Genomic DNA, 18,876 nt, shown 5'->3' with positions numbered 1-18,876 from the left:
GCAGCAAGTGCAACTCTTCGGTGAGGGCCTCGCTGCGTTGTGGCGGATGAGGTGAGTTTAAAGCGGTATAAGGACTATTCGTCGTTATGTTTGATTTGCTCCCGTTTGCTACGCCGGAAAGCCGACGCCGCCTCCTGCGGTGCCTGACCGAGGTTGCATTTCTGGCTTGTGTTAAAAACGAGGTGGAGCGAGCGAGGCGAATTGCCAAGGGAATCGATGTCATCGCCCCAGGTGGCCGAGAGGCTGTCATGGCTAGCGTGCTCGTCGACCTGGCGGCAAGCGACGTTGAAGCGGCGCTGGAGCGCCTCGATCCTCTTGCCCGCGCGAATGATCCCTATGGAATGGCATTTCAGGCGCTGGCGCTTGGGGTTGTTGGCCGCTTGAGCGAGCGGGATGCTGTGCTTCGGCGTCTTCCTCGTGACGATCTGGCGTTCGATGGACTTGTTGCGGCGTTAGGTGGTGCAGCCAAGGTGCATACAGGAGGTTCAGTCAATGAGCGGTGTGAATGGGGTCGCGGCGCTACTTGAGACCCTGTCGCCGGCGAGCGGCGGGCCGCCGGCGTCAAGGGCGCCGAGTGACTCGGTCGAGGCCTTTCGTGCGGCACTCGATCGGCCGGCGCCGTCATCACCGAATAATGATCTCGCAGTGGTCACTGACCTTGCCCCCACCGAGGAGCTGATTGGTCGTGTTCGCATAGCTGACGATATCCTCAGTGGAATGGAGAAGCTCAGCGCCTCTTTCGGCGACGCTGCGAAAGTCGCGGCCGGGGTCGCGGAAAACTATGCTTCCGGGGAGTTCAATTCGACTGAGTGGCTGAATGCGCAATCCACCCTGTCAGCCCTGACGCTGCAATACGATATCGCGTCGAAAGTGGTTGGGAAAGCCGTGCAAAGCCTTGATACTCTCCTGAAGAGCCAGTGAACAATCGTTATGCGAGCGTGACGTTGGTGTTGAAGCGCGCGTTGATACTTTTGGCGATGTTCGCGTTGACGGGCTGCGGAGCAAAGATCGAGCTTTATCGCAATCTTCCGGCGCATGACGCCAACGAGATGCTCGCATTGCTGATGCGGCACGGCGTCGATGCCGAGCGGGTGGCCGAGCATAATGGGGCGGCCTCCCTGATTGTTTCGACGAAAGACGTGCCGCGTGCCATGAGTGTACTGGATGGCGCCGGATTGCCTCGCGATCGGCTTGCCGACTTGGGCGCCCTCTTCAAGAAAGAGGGGATGTTGTCATCGCCAACGGAGGAGCGTGTGCGATTTATCCATGGCACGACGCAGGAATTGTCGGAGACGCTCTCCAGGATCGATGGCGTGCTCAGTGCCCGCGTCCATGCCGTCCTGCCCGAAAATACGATCGACGATCGCGTCCCACCTGCTCCCTCCACGGCTGCCGTGTTGGTCCGCTTTAAGGCTGGTACTGCCGTTGATCAGATCGTACCGAAGATCAAGGAGTTGGTCGCAAATAGCCTGAAGGGCGTATCCTACGACGGGGTCTCGGTTACGCTCGTCGAGGCAGCTCAAAGCGATAACAGCTTGCCGCCACTCGATGGGCTTCCCGTCGCCGCCGAGGCCAGCGCTCCGCTCTATCTCCTGGTCGGGCTCGCGGCTGGGCTGGTGATATCGCTCATCGGCAATGCAGTTCTTGCCTTTCTCGTGTGGCGGAAGCGAGTGAGCCGCACAACGAATGCTGTGACGCCATAGATCAATGCAAGCGAGCAATCCCGCGATGATCGCGACCGGATCGGCAGCAATTTCGGACAACTGGCTTCACAAGCCGTGGGCTGGAGAAATGATGCGCTGCATCGCCGATCCCGCCGCCGACTTCGATGATGCTATAGCCAAGGATTGGCCCGAATGGCTGCCGCTGGAGCCTGCACGGACAGATGCGTTCATCCGTATGAGACTTGGAAGTCGGCTGCTTCGCGATCAAGACAGGGGGGCGTCGGCCATCATCTCCGCTGGACATGCGCCGCGGACCCGGCTCGCATTTTTACCGGTGTCGGACGCCGTGCGCCTCATCTGCCTTGCCGCGGCGTGGACAGGGGTGCCCAGTCTTGTCGGTCAGCTTCGCAACGCCGATGTCGTTGCAACACGTTCCGTCCTCGGAGAAGACGCCCTCGCGTTCGCTTTCCAAGCCGCGCTGCTGCCACGACCGACCGCCGGACTGATGTCGGCTATCGGTGCTTCCAAGCTGCCGAGCGGTCCTGTTGAATTGCTCCACTGCGGAGCTGCAATGTTCGGCCTCGCAATGGGCTGCATCCCGGATGCATTGCAGGTACGACTGAGATTACGCAGCCCTGCGTCGATCTGGACGGTGGCGGCGAACGCCTGTCGCAACGACAGTGCCGGAGAGGACGCCTTTCATGCGATGCGGCGGTTGGTCCGCAAAAGGATGGCTCTATGGTCGCACTGGTTCGATTGACGTCCGAGACGATCAGTATTCTCGGACCAGGGCAAGTCGTGCCGGCGGCAAGCGCGCTGGCGCTCCTGCAGGCCGAGCAACTGCTGACCCAGGCGCAGCGTGATGCAGAGGCGCTTGTTGAGGAGGCGCGCGTGTCCGCAAGCAGGATTGAAGCGGCCGCCAGAGAAGCCGGGCTCAGGGAAGCGCAAGTGACAATCCAGCAGCGCTTGGCCGCAATCGCCGTAGCGTCGCTGCAGGTCATGGAGCAAAACAAGGAAAGGATCGTGGACCTCGGCCTGCAGATCGCGCGCCGGATCATCGACACGACGGCGCCAGACGAGGCCGCGGTGCAGATCGCGCTGCGAACCCTGCGCGTCGTGGGCCACAGCCCTGTCGTTCGGCTGCGAGTGGCACCGTCGCTGGTCGAGACGGTTCGCGGGCGGGTCGACGAGATAGTCCCGGCGGTCACGTCACGCGCAGTCGTCGAAGTTATTTCTGATCCGCAAATCAATGATGCCGGGTGTATTCTCGAGACCGATGGCGGACTGGTCGACGCGACGATCGAAAGCCAGCTCACGTTGATCGAAAGCGGCCTTCGCAAAAGCCTGGAGGCGTCGAAGTGATGTCGGAGCCAGCCGAGCCGTCAACGGCGGTAGATCCCACAGGTTGTTCGCATGAAAGCATCGATCGATTCTTCCACTTCGCGAGCAGAGCGGTTGAGCAAACGCCGACGATGAATGTCCGTGGTCGTGTCCTTCAAGTCGTTGGAACAATCATCCGTGCGACGGCTCCTGGCGTGCGTATCGGGGATTTGTGCGAACTCCGCGATCCCAAAAATAACCGTGAACTGACCGCCGAGGTTGTCGGTGTTCAGCGCGACGTTGCCGTTCTGACGCCGCTCGGGGAAATGCGGGGACTTTCTACCCTCACGGAGGTGATTCCGACGAGAAAGGCCCTGCTGGTGCCGGCGGGCTGGAACTTGCTCGGTCGGGTGCTTGACGGCCTTGGCCGCCCGCTCGATGCAACCACGCATGGGCCCATGATCGCGGAGGCTAACGTGCCGGTTCATGGCAGCGCACCGGATCCGCTAACCCGGCGTAGCATAGACCAGGTTCTTCCGGTCGGTGTACGGGCGATCGATGCCCTGCTGACGTGCGGGGAAGGGCAACGCGTCGGTATCTTTGCCGCTGCAGGCGCTGGCAAAAGTACACTGCTGTCGATGCTCATACGGGGCGCCGAGGTTGACGTCGCGGTGATAGCACTTATCGGCGAGCGCGGACGGGAGGTGCAAGAGTTCATCACGCAGCTCGGCTCGGAGTCACGAACCAAAGCGGTTTTTGTTGTCGCGACGTCCGACCGACCCGCCATGGAGCGCGCCAAGGCGGCCTATGTCGCCACAGCAATAGCCGAATGGTTTCGCGATCAAGGCAAACGCGTGCTGCTTCTCATGGACTCGCTAACGCGTTTTGCACGGGCGCACAGGGAGATCGGCCTTGCAGCGGGTGAGCCACCGACCCGGCATGGTTTTCCGCCATCCGTGTTTGCAACGCTGCCGCAACTTTTGGAACGTGCGGGCAACAATGCGCGTGGGTCGATCACGGCCTTCTACACCGTGCTTGTCGAGGGGGATGACATGACTGAACCCGTCGCCGACGAAACGCGTTCGATCCTTGATGGCCACATTGTGCTCTCGCGTGCCCTGGCGATGTCGAACCACTATCCTGCCATCGACATTCTTGCGAGCGTGAGCCGCGTCATGAGCATGATCGTGGCTACGCAGCATGAAAGCATGGCGCGGAGACTGCGCGAGTTGATGGCGAAATACCAGGAGGTCGAGCTGTTGATTCGCGTGGGTGAATACAAGAACGGAAGCGACGCACTCGCGGATGAGGCGATCGCCAGAAAGGACGAAATACAGAACTTCCTGCGCCAATCGACAAGTGAGCAGATGGACTTCGAAATCACGCTCCAGGAGCTTGAAACATGCGTGGGATGATCTCGAACGCCGTGCCCCGTCTTCTGCAGCTGCGGAAATTGCGGCATCATCGTCAGCAAGATATTCTGCGGGCGCGAGAGCTGGCTCTTGAGAGCGCTGCCGCTGCTGTGGAGGCCGCCGCCGAAAATCACCGTGCCTGGCGGCGAAAGCGTCTTCGGCTTGAAGCTGAGCTGTATGATTCCGTGATCGGACAAGCCGTCGCTCTCGGCGCTCTTATCGGTCTGAAGGCAAAGACAACCTCTCTGCATGATCAAGATCAGCTGCTCGAAAAGGATATTGAGAAGGCGGTCGCGCAAGCCGATCAGGCCCGGCTGGCTCGCGACGAGGCGCGCAATGTCGTGCGTCAAACAGGCAAGCAATTCGATAAGTGCGAACATTTGGCGCGCGCCTTGCGCGATGCCGACATGAGGAGGCCGGAGCAGGTTTGCGAGAACAGGGCCGGTGTGAACACCTCGCAAGCCGGGTCGGCCTTGGCGTTCGAAGAATTTCAGGGATGTGAAAGCTAGGGGAGGGGATCAGGCGAGCGTCGATACGGCGTTGGATTTGGCGGGTCTAGTGGTCGATCTCATCCGTGGTGCATCGGATTCTGCGGTTTACGTCGATGCAGATCGTGCGGTTAGGCTGATGGCGATACGCTCGACCTATCGTCCCGCTGGCTCAATCGCGTGTGCCTGTCGTCCAGGCCAAAGACTGCGGGCTTCCGACAAACTATCGAGAAAACATGAGAGTCACTGTTGTGACCCGGGCGAGTTGGCTTTGGACGCAGCTAATCGGCGGGGAGAGGTCAAATTTGCTACTCGGGAGGGTTTGAAGGCGGGTCGGCAGTCTGCTCAGGGCCCGAGCGAGCCATCGTCAGCAGCGTGTTGCGCTTCTGGCTATGGACTGGCATTTCACGGGGCAAGTCGCGTTAGGTTGATCACATGAAGCCACTCAACAAACTGCTGACCATCGCGACCGGCCGCAACGACATTGTTCTGGTGACGTTGCTGATCACGATCGTTTTCATGATGATTATTCCGCTTCCGTCAGTGCTTATGGATGTGCTGCAGGCGGTCAATCTGGGAATTGCAGCCCTCCTGCTGATGGTGGCTGTCTACATCAAATCGCCACTCGCATTCGTCTCATTTCCATCGGTGCTCTTGCTGGCAACGCTGTTTCGTCTGGCGCTCGGTATTGCGGCAACTCGCACCATCCTGCTTCATGCGGAAGCTGGCCAGATCATCAAGACCTTCGGTAACTTTGTCGTAGCCGGTAATCTCGTCGTAGGCGCGGTCACCTTCTTGATCATGACAATTGTACAATTTGTCGTCATCACCAAAGGATCAGAGCGCGTCGCCGAGGTCGCTGCACGTTTCTCTCTGGATTCCATGCCGGGAAAGCAGATGAGCGTCGATGGCGACTTGCGGGCCGGCAGCATCGACATGCGAGAGGCGCGCAGGCGCCGCGTTGCCATCGAGCGCGAAAGTCAATTGTACGGTGCTACGGACGGCGCCATGAAGTTCCTCAAAGGGGATGCGATCGCAGGCCTGATCAGCATTATCGTGAACATCATTGGAGGGATCACGATTGGTTCACTCCAAAAGGGAATGGGATTCTCGGAGGCGCTAGAAGTCTATACGACCTTGACCATTGGCGATGGTCTGGTCGGTCAGATTCCGGCACTGTTCACCTCGATCACGGCAGGATTCATCGTCACGAGAGTACGCTCCGAAGACAACAGCGCAGATCTCGGCAATGCAATCGGCAATGAACTGAGTGCGCAACCACGTGCGCTCATGGTTGGAGCATTCATGCTCGTCCTGTTCTCCCTTGTACCCGGCTTTCCGACAATGATTTTTATAGTTTTGGCAGCAGCGGTGGGTGGGGCCGGCTGGCTGCTGCAGCGTCGTGGCCAGCTATTGCGCACTGACTCGCACGGCCAGCAACTCAGTGGGAGAGCGCTGTCGACGAATCCGACTGAGGCCTCTGAGGCAAACAAGGCAGGCAGCAACGACATCATGCTTACTGTGCCGCTGATGATCGACGTTGACCGGGATATCCAGACCATGATTCAGCCGGATGTACTTGATAACGCGTTAATAGCCACGCGCCAGGCGCTGATGCTCGATCTTGGTGTCCCGGTTCCAGTGATCAATGTCCGAATAAGCGATGATTGTCGCAAGGGCGAATATATTATCAGGCTAAATGAAGTTCCATACGGATCGGGACGATTGCGGCCCCAACACATCCTGGCGCGTGATACTCCCGAGAGCCTCGAAATGGTGGACATTCCATGTGTAGTGGAAGAGCCCTCATTCTTGCCTCAGATCGAGACCGTCTGGGTTGATGTCGCACATCTCGAGTCGCTGCGAGCGGCGGGTGTCCCGTATCTGGAATCAGCCCAGATTGTCTCCTGCCATGTTGGTCTCATCGTGCGTCGGCACGCCGATGAGTTCATCGGCATCCAGGAAACGAAAGCGCTTTTGAAACAGGCGGAGGTATCCTTTCCGGAACTCGTGAAGGAGGCGTTGCGCCTGGTCCCTATGCAGAAGATCGCGGAGGTGCTTAAACGGCTCGTTTCGGAGCAGGTTTCGCTGCGAAACATGCGCGCTATCCTCAACACGTTGGTCCAATGGGGACAGAACGAGAAGGATACAGTCCTGCTAACCGAGTATGTGCGTGGCGCGCTCAAGAGGCAGATCTGCCATCAGCACTGTGCCGGTACGAATCTGTTGCCGGCCTACATTTTGACGGCGGATGTGGAAGACACCGTGCGCAAGTCAATTCGACAGACGTCTGCCGGAAGCTATCTCGCTCTCGATCCGCGGACCACGCAACAGATCGTTGGCAGGATAAAGGATGCCGCCGGCATCCTTGAATCGCTGCCGTATAAACCCGTGCTACTCACCTCGATCGATATCCGTCGATATGTCCGCAAGCTTGTCGAGGTCGATTTGTACGAGCTCCCGGTTCTCTCCTATCAGGAGCTTACCCCCGACATCTCCGTCCAGCCCTTGGCGCGAATTGCGCTGCAGTGACGAACATGCCAGCGGAAAACAATGTTCTGAGAGGTGAACAGGCCAAGCTCACTTTGCGCGTCCTGTCCGGGCCAAACCTCGGCGCGGAGACATGGCTGGGCGAGGGAACGTGGCTCATCGGTAGCCATGATACGGATGACCTCACCTTCGGCGATCCGGAACTGGTCGGGTCGCATATTCGTGTTGTTAACGAGTCGGGAAAAATCCAGATCACTGCGTTCGCGCCGGGCGTGCTGATCAAGGGTAGGGAATGCACCACTAACGATCCGATTATCCTTGATCCGTTCACCCCAATTCGTGTTGGCCGCACCATCTTTAGCCTTGGCCCCGTCGGGCTCGGCTTTCCTGAGGAGGAGACCGTACTCGGGCGCGAAGGGAAAGATGCAAGCAGGGCAGGTTCTGATGCGACAGAGTCAACGGCTTTGGGCAGCCGGCGAACACGTCTCGCGGTGAGCTGGATACCGTGGCGATTGCGGCTAGGCGCACTCGTTTGTGGCCTCCTCGTGATAGTAGGTGGCGCTTGGGCAGGGATAGACCGCCTCCACTCCCGAGCCTTTTCTACCGCTCCGGGGATTCAACCGATCGGGACGCAGACGGCGGATACTCGTGGGCTGGACATTGCACCCGACGTCACCATTCCGTCGACTGCCGGCGGGCTGGCGGTCGAGCCGGAGCCCGGAGAGAATACCAACAAGAGCCAGTCTGGCTCGCAAGATCCAAGGCTTGCGGCTGAGCTTGCAGCAAAGCGACCGGCCACCGCCAAATTGTCAGACGCAAGGCTCATCGACCTCGCAGCTACGATCTTACACGCGTTTGATATCGACGGTCGCGTTCGCATAGAAGGTGCAGGCGAACTCACGGTGATAGGGTACGGTCGCAGCGATGCCAAAGTAGAAGCGGCCCTTCGTCGTCTCCAGCAGGACATCCCGGGCGTCTACAAGACCAATGATGAAGTGGCAACACCAGATCGCGCACGCGCTTTTCTGCTAGGGGCGGCGTCCGCCGAACTCCGCCGGTCCATCCGCATCACCGTAAGGCCCGATGTCCTATCCGTGTCCGGGGCGCTGGCCTCGGCTACATATCATGAGTGGAAGGACGTTGCCGCCCGGTTCGAAGAAAGATTTAGGCCCTATATCAGGCTCGAGTCGCGGTGCGAGCTGATGGTATTGCCCGCCGTGCGAGGGGTGCACCTTGGCCGCACACCTTTTGTCGTGGTTGAGAACGGAGCGCAGTTGAAAGTGGGCGACAGCATCGATCACATCGGCAAGATTGCTGCCATCGACCACGACGGACTTATCGTGCGCGTCGGAGAATCGAACCTTCGCATGCTCTATCGAGACAACCCAGAGTGGTTAACCGAGGATGATCAACGGTGAAGAGGAGTCCATCGTGCTTGAGCTCGAAAAGCGGCTGCTAAACGACGTTGATGGCTCTAGCAGAGCTGCCATCAATGAAGACCTCCAGAACTGGAGGCGGTCTGTGAAACGTCACATCGATCGCGGTGTCACGACGCGGCAGTTCGAAGCACTGCAGGCGCTGCTCGAGGCAATAGATTGCGCGACGGAAGTCGTTGATGCTACATGGATGGGGCATCACCGCGAAATAGTCCGCTGAGTAATGGAGAGGTGAAAATGGATTTCGGCAGCATAACCAGCTCGATTGGGCAATCCGTTGCCCAATCGGAACGCAATGTGAGAGAACGTATGGCAACCATGAACCCGGATGACACCGTGGATCAGCTTCGGTTTCAGCTCTCAATGAGCAAACACACGACGCTGTTGAACTTGAACTCCACCATCATCAAGGCGGTTCACGACGCACTCAATGGTATCATCCGGAATATTGCCTGATCTTCATCGGTAGGTTTGGTCGTTCGGTGCCGGCACGATATCCGGGCTGCAGGCGAGTCCGGATATCCTGATCAGGCTTGAATCGACCGAACGAAATCGAACGCGACTGATGTCACCTAACTTCCTGCAACTTCGTCATCTGCGCTATTTCCTGGGCATCGTGGATGCTGGTAGCTTTACGGGGGCGGCAGGCATGCTGCACGTGGCGCAGCCCGCCCTCAGCCAGCAAATGACTGCCCTTGAAGCCGAGCTTGGCGTCGAACTGCTCCAGCGCAGTCAACGCGGCATTCGTCCAACTGCCGCGGGCGAAATCTTCTACCGTGAGGCCGCATCGATCATTGGGCAGGTGGACCAGCTCGGCCGCGTCGTCCGGTCGGCGGCAGGAGAACCGGAAGGCCTCGTAAGGCTTGGCATGTCATCGGGATTTGCGGTGTGCTGGGCTTGCGACTTTATGGAAGCCTGCCGGATGATCCTGCCGAAAGTGCATCTTCGTCTGGTTGCAGGTGATATTCTGCGCATGAGATCGCTTATCGCATCGCGTGCGCTCGATCTCTGCTTCCTTCTGGAAGATGAGCCTATCCAGGGCTTATCCCGGCAGCCGCTTTTTCATCAGCCACTAGCGCTGGTTGGACCTCTGTTTGCCGAAGATGTCGCGCATACCATCTCACTCGAACGGCTGGCTCATCTTCCTCTTGTACTGCCGACACGGCCCAACACAGTTCGCAGCGCGTTGGACAGGGCGTTCCAAGAGGTCGGCCTGACTCCCAATTGCATCGCGGAAGTCGACACGTTCGCCAGTGCGCTCTCCCTGGTCAATGCAGGCATCGGCAATGTGATCGTTCCGAAGATCGTCTTCTCTGACATACCGGGACATGGCCGTCTGAGGCTGATCTCGATAGAGCCGCCGATCCATGTGACGGCATGCCTGATCTCTTCCGGCAATACTCCGCTTCCCTTCGCGGCACAGGCGGTAGGTGACCTCCTGGCAACCCATGTGGACCTTGCGCTTCAGAAAAGTGGCGGAGCAACGTGAAGAGCGCCGTGCGGTGGCCGAACGCCAGAGCGTTCGCCTCATCGCTTCTGTTCCGACGGCGGCAGACCGGTCGAACTGCCATATGATTGACTGTCCGTCGTCAGATAATTCGAGACTGATCAGGATCTTGGAGAAGGGCGGTACTGGGGTCGCCGGGGCCGGATTTCTGCTTCATCTTCGTTCCTGGTGGCGAAGATGATTCAGAAATCCTTCCCGCAAAGCCCTTCTATTTGTCCCACAAGCCGTCCTGACGGCCAACTTAGTTCTAATGACACGTCAATTCCGGCATAGTTCCCCACGTGTGAAAACCAAACTAGGTTGCCCTTCGAAAGCGACAAAGCTCCTATTTTCTGCGTTTTTTGAGAATGGGTGAGGAAGCAGTGTCCACCAATGACGGACAAACCTGTCCGCGCAGGACGCCTCAGGAAATTGATGTAAGTTCGGGCGCAAAAAAATGCTCCGCCGACGGGAGCATTTTGAGGTTGGACGAGCCGAACGGCTACAACGGCAATTCGCTGCGAATCGCTCAGCCCTTGCGCAAAAGGAGCATACAACTTGCCGTAGCGGGCCTATGACAGCGTCAGCGAGGCGTTAAGCTCGATCGGCCGATATCTATAACAGCAGACGTCCCCATTCGAGTCCTGACGGCCGCGCGTCGGATCAAGCCTACTTCACCCCGCAGCCACTCCGCCTGGCGACCTAACCCCGGCAGACGCTCCACTTATGAACGCGGAGATCCTGTTCAGACAATCGGGACCAGCTCAGAACGGAGAAGCCGGGTGAAGGCGCCGATTCCCCTAAACCGTACCACAGCGACGGCGGGTATCGTGTCGCTTTTGCAAAGGCCGCAGATCATGCCCTGTACGCTAATGTGTCGCCGGGCGGCGTTCGGGTTGGTGACTCACACTTGAAATATTTGCCGCGGCGATTGCGTTAGACGCTCATAGCCGGTCTTCGTGATGAGCACCGTCTCGCTGATTGCGAGGCCGTCGGCGGACAGATACATGTGGAATACCATGCCGCGCTCCAGCGCCCAATCGGCTGTGGGCAGAAAGATGCGCGAGAAGTCACTAGTTCGCGGGGTATGCAGCGGATAGCACCCGAGCGAATAGCCCGTGATATTGGAATAATCAGTTCGTAGCCCGCCGACGAGCATAGCGTTTCGTGCCACGGCGTCGACCTCAGCGGCACTGGCCCCCGGCTTCATCGCCTCGAACTGCCGGTCCTGTATTTCGATCAGGCGCCGGCCAAGTTCCGACAGGCGAGGCTCGATCTCACCGATCACAGCGGAACGCATCACGCGGGCACTGTAGCCGTCAATATACGGCAATAGCTCCATATGCAGAATATCGCCCTTATCGAGCGGTCCCTCAGTCAGTGCGCCATGAAGAAATGCGTTTCCTACTCCCGTCGTAATAATGCCAGCGCGCGCGGCGTCTGCCCCTTCCTGCATAAACACTTGGTAGACCGCGGCAGTCGCATCGCGCGCCGACTTGCCGGCTCCAGCGACGTTAAGCGCGGCCGCGATGCCGAGATCACCGATCTTGGCGGCGCGCCTGAGCACCGCGATTTCCCTCTCGGTTTTTCGCGCGCGGAGTGTTGCCATGACCCCGGAGAAATCCACGAAAGTTGCATCTGTCAATCGAGCCGCGAGCTGCTTAAAGCGACGCAATGGCATACAATAGGACTCTTCATCGATCCCCAGGCGCGCGCCAGCATAGCCGGTGCGCCTGATCGTATCGGCTAGGATCTGGATCGGGTCTTCCCAATCGGCAAAGGCTACGGACTTTGTCACCCACGAGCTTTCATTGAACGGCCCGAGGTCGACAGCGCGCAGGATCATAATCGGATCGCCCTCGCACGGCAGAAGGCAGGCACGGTACATGTTTTCTGAAATTGGAAATCCGGTCAGATAGACGAGGAATTCGCTCTGATCGATGATCAGGACATCGATGTTACGCGCAGCCATGTGCTGGCGTACCTGCGCTACTCGTGCTTCATATTCGTCCTTCGGAAACAACATTGGAATTCACCTTTCGCGGGATCACATGCGCGCCTTGAAGCGCATCGACAGCGTGTTTGCGGCCACAAGACAGAGCGCAGACACGAGGATCAGGAGAGTGCTAACAGCAGCGATAGTCGGGTCCAGCTGGAACAGCACGGCATTCCAAATACGAACCGGAAGGGTTTGCGTCGAGGGGCTTGCCATGAACAGAGCGATCACTAGTTCGTCGAAGGATGACAGGAAGGCAAAGATCGCTGCAGAGGCGATGCCGGGCGCGATCAGCGGTAAGGTGATACGACGGAAGGCCGTGAAACGGTCTGCGCCTAGGCTGAGCGCAGCGCTCTCAAGCCGGCTGTCGACTCCCTGCAACGTCGCGCACAGGATGATAACCGAGACCGGCACCGCCAGAACCGTGTGCCCGATAATGATCGCAAGCGAGCCGGATCCGAGCTGGATATCGGCGAAGAAGAAGAACATGGCGATCGCGGAGATGATGTTCGGCACGATCATGGGTAGCAGAATGAGCGCATACACGGCCTGCTTGAAGCGGATTCGTGCCCGCACCAGCGCGACGGCAGCAAGCATGCTCAGGGAAACACCCAGAAGAGTCGACGTCAAGGCGATCTGGAGGCTGACCGCGGCCGAGCCCATCCAGGCCGAGCTTTCAAGCACCGTCATGAACCATCTGAGCGAAATGCCCTGTGGCGGAAAGCGCAGGTAGTCGGACGAGTTGATCGCCAGTGGAATGATCACGAGGATTGGCACCGTGAGGTACGTCAGCGCGAAAAACGCGCAAAGCTTGACGAACCATCCGGTCTGGCGCGGCTTCATTGCTTGGCCTCGAACAAGCGATTCAGGCCGACCATGCGGTCATAGGCGAGGAATAGCAGCAGGGTGCAGGCAAGCAAGATGCTTGCCAGCGCCGAGGCAAAACCCCAGTCGAAATAGGTCTCGACTTGTGCCTCGATGAGCATCGAAATCATGCTGTCCTGCTGATTGCCCATCAGTGCCGGTGTAATGAAGAAGCCTATCGACAAGATCGCGACGAGAAGACCGCCGGCAGCGACGCCCGGCATAGATAGGGGGACGAAGACGCGCCAGAAGGCCCTGATGCGTCCAGCGCCCAGGCTCTCGGCGGCGTGGAGCAGGTGGGTATCGATGCCGCGCATCACGCTATAGAGCGCCAGCACCATGTAAGGCAAAAGAATATAAGTCATGCCGATCACGACGCTGGTGCGGCTGAACATGATTGCGAGCGGCCGGGTGACGAGTCCGAGCCCAAGCAGGACTTGATTCAGAATGCCCTCGGTGCCAAGCAGCACCATCCACGCATAGGTGCGAACCAGCACGCTCGTGAAATAGGGCACGATCACCAGCACCATCAAGAAGTTGGCCGTGCGGAGTTTCAGCTGGGATAGAAAATAGGCCAGCGGATATCCGATCACGAGCGCGCTCAGCGTAACCGACAACGAGATCTCGAACGTGGTCAGGAGGACGCGCAGGTAAGCCGGTTCGTTGATCAGACGGGTGTAGTGCCGTAGCGTCGGTGCGGGATCGAAAGCGCTGCGAGCGAGCATGTTGCAAAGCGGATACACGAAGAAAATACAGAGGAATAATAGGGCCGGCGTCAGCAGGAGCCACGGACCAACCGCTTTGCGCGAGAGGATCATTTCGCTTCCTCCACGGCCGGAATGCACCAGATGGAACGGCTACCGAGATCGAGTTGTACCGCGCTGCCGGGCGGCGGTACCACGCCGTCGAGGGCGGCGCTCGTACTCTGCGTCATTAATCTGGTGCCGTCGGCGAGACAGACTTCGAGCTTAATAGTGTGGCCGAGGTAGAGCGTGTCCACGACTTTGCCGCTGATGGTCTTCCTGTGCCCATCGATCTGGGCCTCACGATACACGGCGATGTGCTCGGGCCGCACTACCGCCAGTACCTCGTCGCCGGGAGCCGGCTGATGAGGCCCGCGGCAGTTCAGTTTGTCGCCAGTCGTCAGCTGGACAACGAAGCCATCGCCCCGTCCTCCGAGAACCTTGCCGGGAAGGAAGTTGGACTGGCCAATGAAGCTCGCCACAAAGCGGTTTAACGGCTCTTCATAGATCGCGCGCGGGGATGCGATCTGCGCGATCTTGCCATTGTCCATCACTGCGACGCGGTTCGACATGGTTAGCGCCTCCTCCTGATCGTGCGTCACAAAGACGATGGTTGCACCGAGGGAGGCATGCAGCCGCTTAATCTCGATCTGCATATGTTCGCGTAAATTCTTGTCGAGTGCACCGAGCGGCTCGTCCATCAGGAGAGCCTGCGGATGAAAGATAATCGCGCGCGCGAGCGCGACGCGTTGCTGCTGCCCGCCGGAGAGCTCGCGCGGGTAGCGCTCGGCCTTATCGGGTAAATGCACTATCTCCAAGGCGCGCAAGACCGCATCCTTGATCTCAGCCCTGCCGAGTTTTCGCATTTCGAGGGGAAAGGCGAGGTTCTGTGCGACCGTTAGGTGCGGAAAAAGGGAATAGTTCTGGAAGACGACGCCGAGATTGCGCTTGCCGGGCGGAAGCGCAGTGACGTCGCGCCCGCCGATGGAGATGCGGCCACTGTCAGCCTGGGTGAAGCCGGCCAACATCATCAGCGTGGTCGTTTTTCCGGAGCCGGAGGCGCCGAGCAAGGTCACGAACTCGCCCTGGGCCACGGTCAGGTCGAGCCGGTCCACTGCGGCCGTTCCCGCATACAGCTTGGTGACGCCTTCGAGCCTCAGCTCAGTGCCTCCTCGGGACACAAACGGCTTGGTGGATTGGATCATCGGCTGAGAATCCACGACTGCCACCGCCGGCCCACGCCGGAGAGGTTCGAAAGCCACCATTCGGCGTCCTGTTCGAAAGACTGCGCGAAATGTTCCGGCAAGCTCGGCAGCTTGCGGCGATCAGCATCGCGCACGAAATCGAAGGCCTTCTTGTTGGTGGGGCCATAAGCAATGTAGCGCGTCAGTTCGCCCTGCACCTTGGGCTGCAGCGCAAAGTCGATAAACTTCTGCGCATTGGCAGCGTTCGGCGCACCCTTGACGATGCCCCAGTACTGAACCTGTCGTTTGGCCTCATTCCATTCAATGGCTAGCGGCGCACCCTTGTCGATCAGCGCCTGCGCACGTCCATTCCAGATGCCCCCGACGACGGCTTCCTTCCGCTCGAGCAACTCGGCCGAAACGGCACCAGTGTCCCACCATTTCACGACGCCGCGTTTGATCTTATCAAGTGAGGCGAACGCACGATCGGTATCGATCGGATAGAGCTTGTTCCGAGGGACGCCATCTGCGAGCAGCGCAAATTCGAGTTCGGCTGCGCCAGCTCTCTGATCGGCCAGTGTCCGCGCGCCCGGAAAGTTCGTCATGCTCCAGAACTCAGCCCAATTATGTGGGTGAGCGTCGGGCTTGAAGACCTCCGTATTATAGGCAAGCACCGTCGAGAAGTAGAGATTGCCGGCCATGTTGCGCCGGCGAACCGTCGGCTGCAGATCGTCCGGGTTGCTGAAGCTCATTGAAGCGTAATCAATTTCCTCTAGCGCGCCGATGTTGTCGAGCGAGAACAGCGAGACGTCGACCAGGTCGATAACATCCATGCTGACGCGCTTGGCTTCGACCATGGCCCGCACCTGTGCGGCTGTTGCGGGCTGAACAACGACCTCGATGCCTGTGGTTGCAGTGAATGGCCTGTAAATGGCGGCGGTCATCGCGTCCTGGTAAGCACCACCCAGGCCGCGCACGATCACTTGGCCTCCAGCGGCCCGGACAACGGGTATGCCTAGGCCGCCAACCCCAAGGGCGAGGCTAGCTGCGGCCGAAGACCTGAGGAAGCGGCGACGGGACAAGCGGGTCTTTGCTGACATTGTGCGAACTCCCTTCACTTGGTTACTTGCGTGGACGGCGGGGGGCGCTGGCGTTGAGACTATCGGGGCGCTTCTCGGCGCCGTTGCGAAGGCTCCTCAGGCGATGCTGTTCAAGCGATAGCTCGCGCGCATTGTTGCTGTCGCTCTTCCAGTGACCGAGGCGCTTCCATTCCTCATCCGAGCGCCGCAAATGCGTGATTGTGGTTTCGTCGCGCGCCAGCACTAGCGCGTTGAGCCAGTCGGCAATGAACATTGTGCCAAGCTGGGACCACCACGCGGAAGCGCTGCCGGCGCGCGCCGCGTAAAGTGTCTGCTGTGCAATCCGAGCCAGGGGCGAGGAGGCTCGATCGGTAATCGCGACAATACTGGCACCTGCCTCGCGGGCGAGTTTCAAGATATCGCTCGTATAGGGTAGGTAGCGCGGATAGCCTATTCCGATGAACACGTCCTTGGGACCGACGGAACGAAACCGATCAGCGAGGTCGCCGTGCTCGATGTTGAAGACCTGCGCCTTGTCGAGCGACTGACGGAGATGCATGGCTAGGTAGACCGCCATCGGATAGGTCGTGCCGTGGCCAGTGACGAAGATCTGCCGGGCCGAAATGAGCAGATCGACCACCGCGCTGACCTTGCCGTGAGCGTTGAGACGTTCGGTCTCCTCGATCATTGACGTCCCGCTGGTTACCAGCGCTCGCCGGAATGCGCTGATATCGTTGGTTTCCGATTGTCGCATTCCGCTGGAACCGACCTCGTCCAGCAGGCGCGCACGTACCGCATCCCGCATGTCCGGAAAGCCGTCATAGCCCAAGGCCTTTGCGAAACGGATGATTGCAGCGTCGCTCTGGCCGACCGCTTCCCCGAGCTGACGGCTTGTCATGAACGCCACGCGCTCGCCTAGCTCCAAGACGCGACGCGCCAGATCCTGTTGCGCCACTGTAAGCTGGTCGAAATTTTCTGAGACTTGATCTTGAAAGGCCGCCAAAGGCCCCTCCTGTTGCAAGTGCTACAGTAATTTGTAAGATTGGTAGCATATGCGACAAAGGCAAGCAAGGCCAATTGCACGGTCGCGGGCCCATTTCGAGCGCCGCGGTTCCCTGGTAGGGTGCGGCGAAAGGCTTTTGCAACGAGGATCCTGGGCGGATCGCACCCCAGACCTGCGGCTTCAAAGAGCCGTGCGCCCGGTGAGGAAGCGTGCGATCACACCGCCTAGTGTTGCGCTATCCAGCGGCTTCGCCAGCGACTCCTTTGCGGCCGCCACGACCACATCCGGCACGGTTCCCTCGCGCGCCTCGCACAACGCAGTGGCGTATTCCGCATCGAACTCCGGGTGCGGCTGCACGGACAGCGTTCTGCCGTTCGCGTAGAGCAGTCCTGCATGCGGCGTGAAGTCCGACAAGAGAATGGTGCGCGCCTCCTGTGGCGCCTCGACGACCTGGTCCTGATGCGAGCAGGCGACGGCCAAATGTCTAGACTCGATAAGGCCGTTGCCTGATGCCACCTGGTAGACGTGCCGTCCGATTCCCCAGCCGTTCTCCGATTTGCGTACTATGCCGCCTAGCGCCTGCGCGATTAGTTGATGGCCGAAACAGACTCCGACCATCGGAACTTTACGTACATAGGCAGCCCGCACGAGATCTTCGAGTGGTGGGATCCAGACGAGCCTCTCATGGACGCCTGCCGACGATCCGGTGATGAGGATCGCTTCCAGGCCGGTCGCGTCGGGAACTGGCTCACCCGCGGCAATCTCCACAACATCAAAGTCGATCGATTCATCGACCGCGCGGATCATCCGCTCGAACATCTGTGGATATGATCCATGGCGCTCCCGCAATTCGGGCGAGACAAGTCCGGCTTCCATGATCGTAATGCGTGGCATTAGCGGTCCTCAACGCAAGCAAGATGTCTAACAAGGTCGCAGATCATCGCATCAGGCGGGAAGCTTGTGTCGATCTCGACCACCAGGCCCCTGTTGCGGGGTGGGTAGGAACCAAGATTGTATCTCATTACATCCGAGATGTAGAATATACTACATAAAAAATGATAATTGTAGCAAATGCGACATTTGACCTGCGACATTTTTTGCCGAACGCGACTCAAACGGCGACGATGAAGGTGGTTGAAAAGGTGCGGGTTCTGCGAATGCAGCGGCAGGCGAAATGCCCCTTGCCCTTGGCGCGCCGCGACGGTGAATCACCCGCCCTAGATGCTTGGGCGGCAAGCGCGATTGGGGCTCTTGGCTGCAGGCGTTGCGGTCACGCTGCAGCGTTGGTTCGTTACGACTGAGTCGCTATGGTTGAAAGGCAAAACCAAAGGACAGCCGAAATCAGCATCCGGTACTGGCTCCGATCCTGGAGTATTGCGGAATGGACTGTTCTTGTGGCTACGCCAAGCGCGGCGCTGACCACCATACGCCACTGAGCTCATGCCAGGACTGTATCTCAGCCGATGGGCGGGACGACGAGGTAAAATCCTCATGCCGATTACGAATGGATCTCCTCGATGAGCTAGTTTGCCATCCGCCGCGGCGAGTGTTTCCCGGGATCGACGCTTTGACAAACGGCATCATGGCAACGGTATCGATGGCTCGATACGGCCCGTCGTCAAGTCCCGGCGCCTGCGGCGCTCCGCTCCGCGGCTTTGGACTTGACCGATCGGTGCGGCCAAGCAGACTCGTCGGCCACGCCACTGATGCT

The 18,876-nt window shown here is 59.2% G+C and carries 19 protein-coding genes and 1 pseudogene; 13 read left to right on the top strand and 7 right to left on the bottom strand.

What is annotated here, in order from left to right; translation table 11 throughout:
• Window positions 1-248 precede the first annotated feature (248 nt).
• The 13 genes and pseudogenes from CI41S_RS43520 to CI41S_RS44420 form a co-directional block, all read left to right on the top strand.
• Window positions 249-527 (top strand): hypothetical protein, encoded by a 279-nt coding sequence (locus tag CI41S_RS43520; RefSeq protein WP_172628072.1) that lies wholly within the window; start codon window positions 249-251, stop codon window positions 525-527.
• Window positions 493-921, top strand: a complete 429-nt coding sequence (gene sctI / locus CI41S_RS16285) for a type III secretion system inner rod subunit SctI (RefSeq protein ID WP_139860352.1) — start codon at window positions 493-495, stop codon at window positions 919-921. Before CI41S_RS43520 ends, sctI begins: the two co-directional genes overlap by 35 nt.
• Complete coding sequence (sctJ, locus tag CI41S_RS16280) at window positions 918-1,703, top strand: type III secretion system inner membrane ring lipoprotein SctJ (RefSeq protein WP_139860350.1); 786 nt, start codon at window positions 918-920, stop codon at window positions 1,701-1,703. Before sctI ends, sctJ begins: the two co-directional genes overlap by 4 nt.
• A gap of 25 nt (window positions 1,704-1,728) precedes the next feature.
• Window positions 1,729-2,424 carry a hypothetical protein gene (locus CI41S_RS16275; RefSeq protein ID WP_139860348.1) on the top strand — a complete coding sequence of 232 codons (696 nt, stop codon included), beginning with the start codon at window positions 1,729-1,731 and terminating at the stop codon, window positions 2,422-2,424.
• Window positions 2,403-3,026, top strand: a complete 624-nt coding sequence (locus tag CI41S_RS16270; protein ID WP_139860346.1) for a FliH/SctL family protein — start codon at window positions 2,403-2,405, stop codon at window positions 3,024-3,026. The genes CI41S_RS16275 and CI41S_RS16270 overlap by 22 nt, the downstream gene beginning before the upstream one ends.
• Window positions 3,026-4,399, top strand: a complete 1,374-nt coding sequence (gene sctN / locus CI41S_RS16265; RefSeq protein ID WP_139860344.1) for a type III secretion system ATPase SctN — start codon at window positions 3,026-3,028, stop codon at window positions 4,397-4,399. The genes CI41S_RS16270 and sctN overlap by 1 nt, the downstream gene beginning before the upstream one ends.
• Window positions 4,387-4,905 carry a type III secretion system stalk subunit SctO gene (sctO, locus tag CI41S_RS16260; RefSeq protein WP_139860342.1) on the top strand — a complete coding sequence of 173 codons (519 nt, stop codon included), beginning with the start codon at window positions 4,387-4,389 and terminating at the stop codon, window positions 4,903-4,905. The genes sctN and sctO overlap by 13 nt, the downstream gene beginning before the upstream one ends.
• Before the next feature lie 414 nt (window positions 4,906-5,319).
• Complete coding sequence (sctV, locus tag CI41S_RS16255; RefSeq protein ID WP_139860340.1) at window positions 5,320-7,416, top strand: type III secretion system export apparatus subunit SctV; 2,097 nt, start codon at window positions 5,320-5,322, stop codon at window positions 7,414-7,416.
• 5 nt (window positions 7,417-7,421) lie between these two features.
• Complete coding sequence (locus tag CI41S_RS16250; protein ID WP_139860338.1) at window positions 7,422-8,792, top strand: FHA domain-containing protein; 1,371 nt, start codon at window positions 7,422-7,424, stop codon at window positions 8,790-8,792.
• The gene (locus CI41S_RS16245; RefSeq protein ID WP_139860336.1) at window positions 8,779-9,030 is read left to right on the top strand and encodes an EscE/YscE/SsaE family type III secretion system needle protein co-chaperone; all 252 of its coding nucleotides are present in this window, start codon (window positions 8,779-8,781) and stop codon (window positions 9,028-9,030) included. The genes CI41S_RS16250 and CI41S_RS16245 overlap by 14 nt, the downstream gene beginning before the upstream one ends.
• Before the next feature lie 17 nt (window positions 9,031-9,047).
• The gene (locus tag CI41S_RS16240) at window positions 9,048-9,266 is read left to right on the top strand and encodes an EscF/YscF/HrpA family type III secretion system needle major subunit (protein ID WP_172628071.1); all 219 of its coding nucleotides are present in this window, start codon (window positions 9,048-9,050) and stop codon (window positions 9,264-9,266) included.
• A 109-nt stretch (window positions 9,267-9,375) separates the two neighbouring features.
• Window positions 9,376-10,299, top strand: a complete 924-nt coding sequence (locus CI41S_RS16235) for a LysR substrate-binding domain-containing protein (protein ID WP_139481356.1) — start codon at window positions 9,376-9,378, stop codon at window positions 10,297-10,299.
• Window positions 10,300-10,863: 564 nt separating this feature from the next.
• Window positions 10,864-11,002 (top strand): annotated as a pseudogene (locus CI41S_RS44420) (IS3 family transposase); the annotation flags it as partial.
• 198 nt (window positions 11,003-11,200) lie between these two features.
• On the opposite strand, the gene CI41S_RS16230 reads toward CI41S_RS44420, so the two are convergent.
• The 7 genes from CI41S_RS16230 to CI41S_RS16200 all read right to left on the bottom strand — a co-directional run bounded on the left by CI41S_RS16230 (window position 11,201) and on the right by CI41S_RS16200 (window position 18,059).
• On the bottom strand, window positions 11,201-12,322 hold the full coding sequence (locus tag CI41S_RS16230; protein ID WP_139481355.1) for a M24 family metallopeptidase: 1,122 nt from the start codon (window positions 12,320-12,322) through the stop codon (window positions 11,201-11,203).
• A 21-nt stretch (window positions 12,323-12,343) separates the two neighbouring features.
• Window positions 12,344-13,135 carry an ABC transporter permease gene (locus tag CI41S_RS16225; protein WP_139860331.1) on the bottom strand — a complete coding sequence of 264 codons (792 nt, stop codon included), beginning with the start codon at window positions 13,133-13,135 and terminating at the stop codon, window positions 12,344-12,346.
• Entirely contained in the window at window positions 13,132-13,974 is an 843-nt protein-coding gene (locus CI41S_RS16220) for an ABC transporter permease (protein WP_139860329.1), read from the bottom strand. Before CI41S_RS16220 ends, CI41S_RS16225 begins: the two co-directional genes overlap by 4 nt.
• Window positions 13,971-15,104 carry an ABC transporter ATP-binding protein gene (locus CI41S_RS16215; RefSeq protein ID WP_139860327.1) on the bottom strand — a complete coding sequence of 378 codons (1,134 nt, stop codon included), beginning with the start codon at window positions 15,102-15,104 and terminating at the stop codon, window positions 13,971-13,973. Before CI41S_RS16215 ends, CI41S_RS16220 begins: the two co-directional genes overlap by 4 nt.
• A complete protein-coding gene (locus CI41S_RS16210; RefSeq protein WP_139860325.1) occupies window positions 15,101-16,183 on the bottom strand; it encodes an ABC transporter substrate-binding protein in 1,083 nt (360 codons plus the stop codon). The genes CI41S_RS16215 and CI41S_RS16210 overlap by 4 nt, the downstream gene beginning before the upstream one ends.
• Before the next feature lie 22 nt (window positions 16,184-16,205).
• Window positions 16,206-17,165, bottom strand: coding sequence for a MurR/RpiR family transcriptional regulator (locus CI41S_RS16205; protein WP_172628070.1), 960 nt, complete (start codon window positions 17,163-17,165; stop codon window positions 16,206-16,208).
• A gap of 180 nt (window positions 17,166-17,345) precedes the next feature.
• Window positions 17,346-18,059 carry a type 1 glutamine amidotransferase gene (locus tag CI41S_RS16200; RefSeq protein WP_139860321.1) on the bottom strand — a complete coding sequence of 238 codons (714 nt, stop codon included), beginning with the start codon at window positions 18,057-18,059 and terminating at the stop codon, window positions 17,346-17,348.
• Window positions 18,060-18,876: the final 817 nt, after the last annotated feature.

The organism is Bradyrhizobium ivorense (assembly GCF_900696085.1).
In the GTDB taxonomy this organism is placed as follows: Bacteria; Pseudomonadota; Alphaproteobacteria; order Rhizobiales; family Xanthobacteraceae; genus Bradyrhizobium; species Bradyrhizobium ivorense.
Note: the sequence above shows the minus strand (reverse complement) of the source record. Positions and strands in the feature narration are given on the sequence as shown.

Excerpts from the sequence above, each read along its gene's own strand:
- CI41S_RS43520 (WP_172628072.1), top strand. The coding sequence starts at position 249 with ATGGCTAGCGTGCTCGTCGACCTGGCGGCAAGCGACGTTGAAGCGGCG.
- sctI (WP_139860352.1), top strand. The coding sequence starts at position 493 with ATGAGCGGTGTGAATGGGGTCGCGGCGCTACTTGAGACCCTGTCGCCG.
- CI41S_RS16275 (WP_139860348.1), top strand. The coding sequence starts at position 1,729 with ATGATCGCGACCGGATCGGCAGCAATTTCGGACAACTGGCTTCACAAG.
- CI41S_RS16270 (WP_139860346.1), top strand. The coding sequence starts at position 2,403 with ATGGTCGCACTGGTTCGATTGACGTCCGAGACGATCAGTATTCTCGGA.
- sctN (WP_139860344.1), top strand. The coding sequence starts at position 3,026 with ATGTCGGAGCCAGCCGAGCCGTCAACGGCGGTAGATCCCACAGGTTGT.
- sctO (WP_139860342.1), top strand. The coding sequence starts at position 4,387 with ATGCGTGGGATGATCTCGAACGCCGTGCCCCGTCTTCTGCAGCTGCGG.
- sctV (WP_139860340.1), top strand. The coding sequence starts at position 5,320 with ATGAAGCCACTCAACAAACTGCTGACCATCGCGACCGGCCGCAACGAC.
- CI41S_RS16250 (WP_139860338.1), top strand. The coding sequence starts at position 7,422 with ATGCCAGCGGAAAACAATGTTCTGAGAGGTGAACAGGCCAAGCTCACT.
- CI41S_RS16245 (WP_139860336.1), top strand. The coding sequence starts at position 8,779 with ATGATCAACGGTGAAGAGGAGTCCATCGTGCTTGAGCTCGAAAAGCGG.
- CI41S_RS16240 (WP_172628071.1), top strand. The coding sequence starts at position 9,048 with ATGGATTTCGGCAGCATAACCAGCTCGATTGGGCAATCCGTTGCCCAA.
- CI41S_RS16235 (WP_139481356.1), top strand. The coding sequence starts at position 9,376 with ATGTCACCTAACTTCCTGCAACTTCGTCATCTGCGCTATTTCCTGGGC.
- CI41S_RS16230 (WP_139481355.1), bottom strand. The coding sequence starts at position 12,322 with ATGTTGTTTCCGAAGGACGAATATGAAGCACGAGTAGCGCAGGTACGC.
- CI41S_RS16225 (WP_139860331.1), bottom strand. The coding sequence starts at position 13,135 with ATGAAGCCGCGCCAGACCGGATGGTTCGTCAAGCTTTGCGCGTTTTTC.
- CI41S_RS16220 (WP_139860329.1), bottom strand. The coding sequence starts at position 13,974 with ATGATCCTCTCGCGCAAAGCGGTTGGTCCGTGGCTCCTGCTGACGCCG.
- CI41S_RS16215 (WP_139860327.1), bottom strand. The coding sequence starts at position 15,104 with ATGATCCAATCCACCAAGCCGTTTGTGTCCCGAGGAGGCACTGAGCTG.
- CI41S_RS16210 (WP_139860325.1), bottom strand. The coding sequence starts at position 16,183 with ATGTCAGCAAAGACCCGCTTGTCCCGTCGCCGCTTCCTCAGGTCTTCG.
- CI41S_RS16200 (WP_139860321.1), bottom strand. The coding sequence starts at position 18,059 with ATGCCACGCATTACGATCATGGAAGCCGGACTTGTCTCGCCCGAATTG.